The 9,936-nt window shown below is 57.1% G+C and carries 8 protein-coding genes; 5 read left to right on the forward strand and 3 right to left on the reverse strand.

Annotation, left to right across the window (positions count from 1 at the left end; translation table 11 throughout):
* Together ACRESD_RS23025 and ACRESD_RS23030 are read right to left on the reverse strand one after the other, a co-directional pair.
* A partial coding sequence (locus ACRESD_RS23025; protein ID WP_431753010.1) for a TerD family protein occupies positions 1-1,679 on the reverse strand: 1,679 nt, incomplete at its 3' end.
* A 330-nt stretch (positions 1,680-2,009) separates the two neighbouring features.
* On the reverse strand, positions 2,010-2,780 hold the full coding sequence (locus ACRESD_RS23030; protein WP_431753011.1) for an APH(3')-II family aminoglycoside O-phosphotransferase: 771 nt from the start codon (positions 2,778-2,780) through the stop codon (positions 2,010-2,012).
* Between the two features lie 177 nt (positions 2,781-2,957).
* Here ACRESD_RS23030 and ACRESD_RS23035 point away from each other — a divergent pair, with 177 nt between their 5' ends.
* A complete protein-coding gene (locus ACRESD_RS23035) occupies positions 2,958-3,650 on the forward strand; it encodes a hypothetical protein (protein WP_431753012.1) in 693 nt (230 codons plus the stop codon).
* Positions 3,643-4,368 (forward strand): Fic/DOC family protein, encoded by a 726-nt coding sequence (locus ACRESD_RS23040; RefSeq protein ID WP_431753013.1) that lies wholly within the window; start codon positions 3,643-3,645, stop codon positions 4,366-4,368. Before ACRESD_RS23035 ends, ACRESD_RS23040 begins: the two co-directional genes overlap by 8 nt.
* Before the next feature lie 52 nt (positions 4,369-4,420).
* On the opposite strand, the gene treR is transcribed toward ACRESD_RS23040, so the two are convergent.
* The gene (gene treR, locus ACRESD_RS23045; RefSeq protein ID WP_431753014.1) at positions 4,421-5,125 is read right to left on the reverse strand and encodes a trehalose operon repressor; all 705 of its coding nucleotides are present in this window, start codon (positions 5,123-5,125) and stop codon (positions 4,421-4,423) included.
* A gap of 233 nt (positions 5,126-5,358) precedes the next feature.
* Between treR and treP the strand changes: the two genes are divergently transcribed.
* From treP to ACRESD_RS23060, 3 genes are all read left to right on the forward strand, one after another.
* Complete coding sequence (gene treP, locus ACRESD_RS23050) at positions 5,359-6,801, forward strand: PTS system trehalose-specific EIIBC component (RefSeq protein ID WP_431753015.1); 1,443 nt, start codon at positions 5,359-5,361, stop codon at positions 6,799-6,801.
* Positions 6,802-6,918: 117 nt separating this feature from the next.
* Entirely contained in the window at positions 6,919-8,565 is a 1,647-nt protein-coding gene (gene treC / locus ACRESD_RS23055; protein WP_431753016.1) for an alpha,alpha-phosphotrehalase, read from the forward strand.
* Between the two features lie 72 nt (positions 8,566-8,637).
* Positions 8,638-9,858 carry a maltoporin gene (locus tag ACRESD_RS23060; protein WP_431753017.1) on the forward strand — a complete coding sequence of 407 codons (1,221 nt, stop codon included), beginning with the start codon at positions 8,638-8,640 and terminating at the stop codon, positions 9,856-9,858.
* Positions 9,859-9,936 lie beyond the last annotated feature (78 nt).

The following is a 9,936-nucleotide window of genomic DNA, read 5'->3' on the forward strand; positions in this document are numbered from 1 at the left end:
GGAAGATCGCAGTACGGCTGCACAGTGAATGAGTTGATAGACGTGACGACGTAGCGGATACCTTTTTTGACGAGGATATCGAGGTCGAGGTCGATGAACTCTGAAGCCCCGTCGGGCGCGTCGACGATGTCACCGCTGTGGTAGCCGCCGAAAGCCTTCAGGTTGTAGTACGCGACCGATTCTATGAACACGAAATTGGGGTCGAAAAATGCTGCGGACAAGTCGATGTCCGTGCGTCCACGGCCGTTCTTCCACCATAGGAACAGGCGAATGAAGCGCGTGTCAGGCATAGGCAAGCGACTACCCCGCACCAGCGTTCTCAACGACTTCGATGAGGCTCGCTGCGCCAGCGGCACCTTGTATTCGCGTAATGCTGGATCGATGAAACAACGGCCCAGTGGTGGTAGCGACGCGAAACGCGATACGAGAGCGTCCTCGCAGATTCTGGCTGTACGTGCCAACACGTTGGAGGCGATAAGTTCGCGTCGGTCCTTTATGCCATAGACTTTGGCAAATGCACCTTTCGGTATGAAGGTTCGCAGGGGGAGGGGGCGTGGTGCCCGTACCTGGGCCAGTAGTTGCAGCAAGACAGGAGAGGACACTTGTGGTGCAACCACCTCGAACGCATCGAGAACCGATTCGGGTTCAGTCGTGCGCCGCAGGGTCACGTCCAGCCGTCGTGCGAACTCGCCAGGACGGCTTTGGAGTATCGGTATAAGCGTGGCGATATGACGCTGGGCAAGCAATGTTTCGACGCGTGATGCAAATGAATCTGGTGCTTCGTTGCGACGTGCTGCCGTGATTACGGCGAGCGCTCGAGGGTATTTGTCGGCGTAGTCGCCTGGATGCAGTACTTCAGCCAGTCGTTTCCATCGCTCAGCCTGCCGCATCACGTCTTCTGCAGCATTGGGTATGCGGTCGAGCAGGCGCAACAGCAGGCGGCGCATCGAGCGTTTCATCGCAGTGAAACGTGTCGACGCTGTCGCCAGTGACACGTCTCCTCGATTCAGCGCGACCGCGAGTCGTAGCACGTCAGTCGCCGAGTCGACGTTTCGCTCCAGAAATGCCTCAACCCGTGCATCACTGGCTACATGCAGGATAAGTGCGCTGCCAACCTGTGCACGGATCTCCCGAAACGGCACGGACTCAGGCAGCAGTCGGAACACATCGCTTTTGTACTCTCGGATAAACCAGATGACATCGGCAGTTTCCTCTTCTGAGAGCGAGGTGCGCGATGATATCAGCGGTTCAAGGAGTGACTCGAACTCAGAGACACTTCCCGGTTCGATAACGCGGGATATGAAGTTGCCTTCAAGCATCGCAGGTCGAGCGTGTTCGGTCGGTGGTAACCGTAGAAGCGTGAGGTAGTGAATGACGGCGTTAAGGTACAACTCAGCCTCTGAGGCTGTCAGGACCTGCTCTGGAAAGTCAGGGTAAAAGGGTCTGTGGTGTACATGAGCGCCAGTTTCTCGCCGAAGGACGCCAACAATTTCCCGCAGCCAGTACTTGAGTTCTGTTGCTGATAACTTGCCGATTTGTTCAATCAGAGACTCTGACAATACGCATCGGAACGCCGCGACTTCCCGGACAGCCGACGCGACCTGAGCGCGCGTGGCACCGCCAGTGCCCATCGGGACGTGAACTTTGCAACGGCGACGCAGGAACAACCCCTGATTCATGCTTGATTTACTCCCTTGGCCGCCGTCGTGGACGAGTTGTAGAGTCTTGCTACAGCTGATGTAAAAACGCCTGCAAGCAGCAGGCGCAGTGTGGAGAGCGAAACCCCTAGGTCATCGGAGGTTAGAAGGAAGGTGTTCCATAGCCACGAGGGCATTCTACGAAAGGTTGAATCTGTTTGTCAGGTCGCTGCGTCTCTCAACGGTAACAAGCTGCTTCGCCGGAAGAAGGGGGCCGCTTCGCGACCCAGCAGGAGCAAGCTCACCATAGGGTTGCTTTACGCCCTGCCTGTCTCTTGCCTGTTAGGGGGGGTATCGAGGGTGCACTCTGCGTCAGAAAAACTCATCCAGCAAACAATAGAACTTCATCCGCTGCTCATCGGGCTCCACACCATAAACCTCAAAAAAGGGTTTAACCCATACCTGCCCCAAGTTGCGTTCAATACTTCGCGCGGCCAGGGCGAGGTCTTGAAAGCGGTCGCTGACTCCCAGGCGCCCACAGTCGATGAAGCCGCTGAAGCGACCGTCGACCGCCATGAAGTTCGGCAGGCAGGCATCTCCGTGGGTCACTACCAGATCATGAGTCTTTGGCTGAGTCGCCAAAAGTTCTGCAAGCACATCCTCAGCGCTTTGCCCCAGTCGCTCATCGTCGAAGTCTGTTTCGTCCACCAGTCCTGCACTGACATGCGCTTGGGCGCGTGCGATACGTTGCTCAAGTGAGTGATCGAAGGGGCAAAGATCGATGGGCACCTGATGCAAAGTCCGCAGCGCTGTTGCCAGGATGTTGATGATCTGCTCGGCAGAGAGCTCGTTGGCGCTGGCCAGGTCCTGTCCCGCCACGGGGGTCATCAGCAGCCAATGGCGATGGTCTTCTGTCACTTGATCCAGGACCTCAGGTGCAGGCAGATCCATTTGCCGCAGCCACCAAAGCCGCTCGATTTCGTCTGCCAATTCACCGAGCTCTTCCAGAGGCTCGGATTTCAGGAAGAGATCCGTACCGTCGTGCTGGCGCAGACGAAAGACGTCTGCGCGTGACTCGCCGATGGCCTGCTGTTCAATGCGTGCATGGGGGTACTGTTCACGCCATTTGTTCGGAATGTTCACGATGCTTTCTTTCCAGCGGGGCCCCGTACAAACTCTACTTCGAGCCGGGAAGGGTTGGAGAATGTCCTGAGCTTGCCCATAATCGAAAGGCAGCAAAGCTACCTTACTGTTCCTGATCGAATTAACAAGCTGATGCCATTGCTCACTGTGAGCAGCCGCAATCCTGGAGGCCTGTACATGAAGCTGGAAGAGCGTATGCACAGTGCTATTGATGGCATGCTGGGAAACGTGATTCTGCGCATGGATGTTGCCGGGCTTGGAGGGCATTCACAGGTTTCTGTCGCGTTGGATGAGTTAATGCGCAAAGGCGTGATAGTCCGCATGGGCATTGGCATTTACGCGAAAGCTTCTCGTCACCCTGATACAGGCGTTGTTACTCCTGTAGCTGATCTTGAAACACTCGCCGTTGAGGTGTTTCAGCGGCTGGGCGTTAGTGCGTCTGTGCACGTTGCCAGATCCGGATCCGGACGTTCAGTGGTGTCAAAAGACGCAAAAATCTGCGTAAAAGGTAGCCGCCGAATTCGACGCAAGTTATCGCTCGGTGGGCGGTCGGTGGTTTATGTCAATGAACTCGCCTCTCCCCGAAAATCGAAAAGCTCGGTACGGCGTCATCCGAAAACGGGTGCGTTGATCATCCCTACGTCTGGTCTACGGCGTTACGTGATGGATCTGGCGGACTCATGCCAGGTCGCTTATGTCAGGACTTACGCAGATCAGTGGGCAGAAAGTGTTTCTCGGTTGGCAGGAGACGACGTCCGTACTGACGTCATAGAGAATTTAGTTATCGCATTGAAGAAAGAGAAAAAAGTCACAGGTCTGGAAGCGGTTCACCTGCTCACCAATTACTTGAGGGAAAAGCAGCGTGTTTGACCCATTCAAGGACTTTGACGCGAAGGGCTATCTCAGAAACGTTGTGGCTGAAAAAGACCTCGGCATCGTCAAGCAGCTTGAACATGATCTGTTCACGGCGAACCTTGCTGACGCGATGACCTATCTGACTAAGAAACGCACGATCACGTATCGCGATTTTCTACAGGTCCACGCGCTTCTGTTTGGCGATCTTTATCCGTGGGCAGGCAGTGACAGGATGACGACTTCTCCTGATTTGGCGATCTCTAAAGCGGGCACCTGTTTTTGCCTCCCGCACGAAGCCAAAAGAGCCGTTGAAGAAGGGCTTCGTTTGGGTCAGGACAAGGCTTTTTTCAAAAAATCACCAGGTTTGGTGATGGGTTTTTTCGCATACGGGCATCCATTCCTTGATGGTAATGGAAGAACGATGCTGGTGGTTCATTCAGCCCTATGTCATCGCGCAGGGTTTTCAATCAATTGGGGCAAGACGGATAAGACGGTCTACCTATCTGCTTTGAGTCAAGAGATCGAGACACCTGATAAGGGTATTCTGGATGAGTACTTAAAAAACTTTATCGAGCCGCCACTTGAGCCAGGCGCATGGGAAGTGGCTATTCATTCCGTCCGGGGCCTGAATGGCTTAGTGACAACGGACACTGTCGAGGGGCGCTCAGACGATCCTGCGATCTCCCGAAAATATCAAGAGTTTGATCAGCGGCGGGGTTACACCATCGATTAAGGGGGCGCGCGCGGATCTCAAGCTGTTAGCCTCTCCATCCTGCGCGTAGCCTTCACCGTCGCGCAATATCCGAAAAATAAAACTTATCCAACGTATGCCGCGATTCGGTGTACTCGAATTGCCGTCCATCCTGCAAAAACGTCTGGTTGCTCACCACGATCACATGGCTCTGACCTTCGAGGTCCAGGTGTGCCTGGTCGTCCTTGCCGCGTGGCAGGGCTTCGATGGTGCGTTGGGCGTAGGCAATTTGCAGCTGCAAGGTCTGTTCAATGAACGCGTAGATCGACTGTTCGGCGATCGAGCGGTCCAGACCGGGAATCACCTCGGCAACGAAATGGTTGATGTCGAGGATCACCCGTTTGCCACCGATGCGCCGTACCCGTTTGATGCGGGTGATCAGGGTGCCGGGTTCGGCTTCGATGTGTTGCAGCAGCGAACCCTCCAGCGGGAATTGGGTGAACTCGACCACTTCGGTGCGGACGTCATCGCCCAGGTCGGCGTGGGTTTCGTGGAAGCTGACGATGCCTCCCAATTGGAATTCAATCGGGTTGGGTGACAGCACGAAGGTCCCCTTGCCGTGGATTTTTTGCGCGAACCCACGCTCCTGCAACTGCTCGATCGCACGGCGCACGGTGCCACGGCTGGCTTGGTAGGCGTCCATCAGTTCTGTTTCGGAGGGGAGGCGCGTGCCGCGTTGCAGGCGTTCAGTGGTGATGCTGGCAAGCAGATCCGTATAGATCTGGTTGTATTTGCTCATGGGGATGGCTCTGTGCCCGGCTTGTTCAGGCAGGAACCTTAGTGGCAGCCATGGGGTTTGTCCATTGGATGCCGGTGTAAGAACAGAAATGTCTGACTCAATACTCAGAAAAATAAACAATTTGTAACTCGTACAGACGAGTTGTTGCTTTAACTCGTCTGTACGAGTAGTTTTGCCCTCGGCGTGCTGCCAATGACTGCCCCTAAATAAAAAAATCAAAGTGGAAACCAAGCATGAGCCACGACTATTCGACGATTGCCCGCGAGATTCTCGAGAACCTCGGGGGCAGCGACAACCTTGAACAAGCTGCCCACTGCGTGACCCGCCTGCGCCTGGCGCTCAAGGACCCGAGCCGGGTCAACAGCCGTGCGTTGAACCAGGTCGACCTGGTCAAGGGCTCGTTCTTTACCGGTGGCCTGTTCCAGATCGTCATCGGCCCCGGCGAAGTGGAAAAGGTCTACGCGGCCTTGCGCGAAGCCACTGGCCTTGCGGTGTCGACCATCGCTGACGTGAAGCAGAAGGGCGCCGACAAAACCAACCCCATGCAGCGCCTGGTACGGGTATTTTCCGATGTGTTCATGCCTATCCTGCCGGCATTGATCATCGCCGGCCTGCTGATGGGCGTGAACAACCTGATGGGCGCCAAGGGCATGTTCATCGAGGGCAAGACGCTGCTGGAGGCGTATCCGAACCTGGATGGCCTGTGGAGCCTGATCAACCTGATGGCCAACACCTCGTTTGTGTTCCTGCCGGCGCTGGTGGGCTGGTCGGCGGCCAAGCGGTTTGGTGGCAGTGAAATCCTCGGCATCGTGCTCGGCCTGATGCTGGTGCATCCGGACCTGCTCAACGCCTGGAACTACGGCAAGGCGGTCGCCGGCCTGGACGGCCAGAGCCTGCCGTACTTCGATATTTTTGGCTGGTTCAAGATCGAAAAAGTCGGCTACCAGGGGCAGATCCTGCCGATCCTGATGGCTGCCTATGTGATGAGCGTGATCGAGAAGTGGCTGCGGGCGCGAGTACCCAATGCGATTCAACTGCTCGTCGTACCGATCACCACCATCGTCGTCACCGGCGTGCTGGCCCTGGCCATCATCGGCCCGGTGACCCGCCACCTCGGCATCCTGATCACCGAAGGCGTGGTCACCCTGTTTGACCTGGCGCCGATGGTCGGTGGAGCGATTTTCGGCCTGCTGTATGCGCCGCTGGTGATCACCGGCATGCACCACATGTTCCTCGCCGTGGACCTGCAACTGATCGCCACCCAGGGCGGTACCTTTATCTGGCCGATGATCGTGATGTCCAACCTGGCCCAAGGTAGCGCCGCGCTCGGTGTGTTCTACATGACCCGCAATGCGCGGGACAAAAGCATGGCTTCCACCTCAGCGATTTCCGCGTACTTCGGCATCACGGAACCGGCGATGTTCGGCGTGAACCTGCGCTTCAAGTTCCCGTTCTATGCCGCTCTGCTGGGCTCGGCGTTGGGCGGCATTTTCCTGTCGCTGAACAAGGTGCAGGCGTCGGCCATCGGCGTCGGTGGCTTGCCGGGATTTATCTCGATCATTCCGCAGTACATCCCCAGTTTTGTGATCGGGATGATCGTGGCGATGGTGGTCCCGTTTGTTTTGACCTGTGCGTTGAGCATGAAGATTGTTCGACCGGGTTATCGCGTCGCCTGAGCCATCGCCTTCGCAGGCAAGCCAGCTCCCACATTTGAAATGCATTCCCATGTGGGAGGGGCTTGCCCCCGATGAGGCCCCAGAGGCCAGCACCAATCTCTACTGAAGGAGTCCACCATGCAAGACTGGCAACACTCGGTGATCTACCAGATCTACCCCAAAAGCTTCCACAGCCACGCGGGTAACGCCACCGGTGACCTGCTGGGCATCGTGGGCAAACTCGACTACCTCAAATGGCTGGGGGTGGACTGCCTGTGGATCACACCGTTCCTGCGCTCACCGCAGCGCGACAACGGCTACGACATCAGCGATTACTACGCCATCGACCCCAGCTACGGGACCATGGCCGACTGCGACCTGCTGATCAGCGAAGCGGCCAAACGCGGCATCAAGCTGATGCTCGACATCGTGGTCAACCACACCTCCATCGAGCACGCGTGGTTCCAGCAGGCGCGCAGCAGCCTCGATAACCCGTACCGCGACTTCTACATCTGGCGCGACCAGCCGAACAACTGGGAGTCCAAGTTCGGCGGTTCGGCCTGGGAATACGAGGCGCAAACCGGCCAGTACTTCCTGCACCTGTTCGACCACACCCAGGCCGACCTGAATTGGGACAACCCCAAGGTACGCGCCGAGGTGTTCAAACTGATGCGCTTCTGGCGCGACAAGGGTGTGGGCGGCTTCCGCCTGGACGTGATCAACCTGATCTCCAAACCCGCCGATTTCCCCGAAGACAACACTGACGGCCGGCGCTTCTACACCGACGGCCCGAACGTGCACGAATACCTGCAGGAAATGCACCGCGAAGTCTTCGAGGGGCATGACCTGATCAACGTCGGCGAGATGTCGTCCACTAGCCTCGAACACTGCATCCGCTACTCGCGGCCAGAGTCGAAAGAGCTGTCGATGACCTTCAACTTTCACCACCTGAAAGTCGACTACCCGAATATGCAGAAGTGGGTGAAGGCGGACTTCGATTTCCTGCAACTCAAGCAGATCTTCTCCGACTGGCAACTGGGGATGCAGGCCGGTGGTGGTTGGAACGCGTTGTTCTGGTGTAACCACGACCAGCCACGGGTGGTCTCGCGTTTTGGTGATGACGGCGAACACCGTGTGGTGTCGGCCAAGATGCTCGGCACCGCGTTGCACTTCCTCCAGGGCACACCCTACGTGTACCAAGGCGAAGAGCTGGGCATGACCAATCCGGGTTTCGACAGCATCTCGCAGTACCGCGACGTGGAGACCCTGAACATCTTCCGTCTCAAGCGTGATGCCGGTGAGTCCGAGGCGTCGAGCATGGCGGCGATCATGCAGAAGTCCCGCGACAACAGCCGCACACCGATGCAGTGGAACACTCAAGCCAATGCGGGTTTCAGCACGGGCGAACCGTGGATCGGCATCCCGGCCAACGCGGCGCAGATCAACGTCGAGTGCCAGATGGATGACCCGAATTCGGTGCTGCATCACTACCGCGCATTGATTGCCTTGCGTCGCCACGAACCGTTGATCCAGGCGGGCGTCTACCGCGAACTGCTGCAAGGCCATCGTCAGGTCTGGGCGTACCTGCGTGAAGGCCATGGCGAGCGCTTGTTGGTGATCAATAACTTCTACGGCCAACCCTGCGAAATCCAATTGCCGCCAAGCGTTCTCGGCACGGCGAACGAGCAACGCCTGCTGATCAGCAACTACCCCGACTGTCCGTTGCGTTCGAGCACGGTGGTGCTGCGCCCTTATGAGTCGTTTGTGCTGCACCTCAAGGATTGAGTCCCGTTGTAACCCCTGTGTGGGAGCGCGGGGGCACGTCAGAAAAACATAATAAAAAGAGTGGAGTGCTTCATGAAAACAACAATAAAGCTGGGCCTCATTGCGTCGTGTCTCACCGCTCCGTTTGCTGTGCAAGCCTTGGAGTTCGCAGGTTACTTACGCAGCGGCGCAGGTACTTCAACGGGAAGTGGCAAACAGCAGTGCTTTCAGTTGCCGGGGGCTCAATCCAAGTATCGATTGGGCAACGAATGTGAACAGTACGCCGAGCTTGAGTTACGCCAGGACTTGCTCACCCTTGATGACGGTTCGGTCCTTAGCGTCGATGCCATGGCGTCCCTCTACAACCAATACGACCGTGCCCTGAAATTCCAGGGCGAAGACAACGGCTCGGCGCGGATGCCGCAGATGTATGCGCAATGGTCCAACTTGCCCAGCCTCAATGGCGGCTCGCTGTGGGCGGGGAGACGTTACTACAAGCGTAACGACATCCATATTTCCGACTTCTACTACTGGAACCAGAGCGCCACGGGCGGTGGTGTCGAGGACGTGTTGATCGGCGACCTCAAATACAGCTACGCCATTTCGCGCAAGGACAACCTGTACCAGAAGGAATACGCCACCCGTCACGACTTCAACGTGGCGGGCTTCAAGACCAACCCCGGCGGCGAGTTGGAGTTGGGCTTGAGCTACATCGACAAGGCTGGCGGGCGTGATGCCAACAGCGGCTGGGCGATCACGGCGCAACATGTGCAAAAACCTTTCCTCGGTGGCAAGAACAAATTCGCCTTGCAGTACGGTGAAGGCCCGGGCACTGGCCTCGGTTATACCGGCGATACCACGCTGGACAAGAGCAGCAAAAGCTACCGTGCGGTGGAGTTTTTCGACTGGCAGGTGACCCCGCGTTTCGGCGGGCAGATCGAAGCGGTGTACCAGAAAGATATTCGTCCAGGCTCAACGGACCAGACGTGGATGTCTATCGGCGTGCGCCCGGCGTATGCGATCAACGAGCAATTCAAACTGGTCACCGAACTTGGACATGATCAGGTCGAGGCCACGGGCGGGACGCGCAAGCTGAGCAAATTCACCTTTGCTCCAACCTGGTCACCTAAAGGCCCGGAATTCTGGGCACGGCCAGAGGTGCGTTTGTACTACACCTATGCCAGTTGGAACGAAGCGGCCAAGCGGGCGGCGAATGAGCTGGCGGCGGGTTCGGCGTTGTCCGACACCGGTGCCTACGGCACGGCGCGGCATGGCTCGAATGTGGGTGTGCAAGTCGAATACTGGTGGAAGTAAATATGTGGGTGTGCACGGACTAAATGTGGGAGCGGGCTTGCTCGCGAAAGCGGTGTATCAGATGACACATATATTGAC

The organism is Pseudomonas sp., assembly GCF_050739995.1.
Lineage (GTDB): Bacteria > Pseudomonadota > Gammaproteobacteria > Pseudomonadales > Pseudomonadaceae > Aquipseudomonas.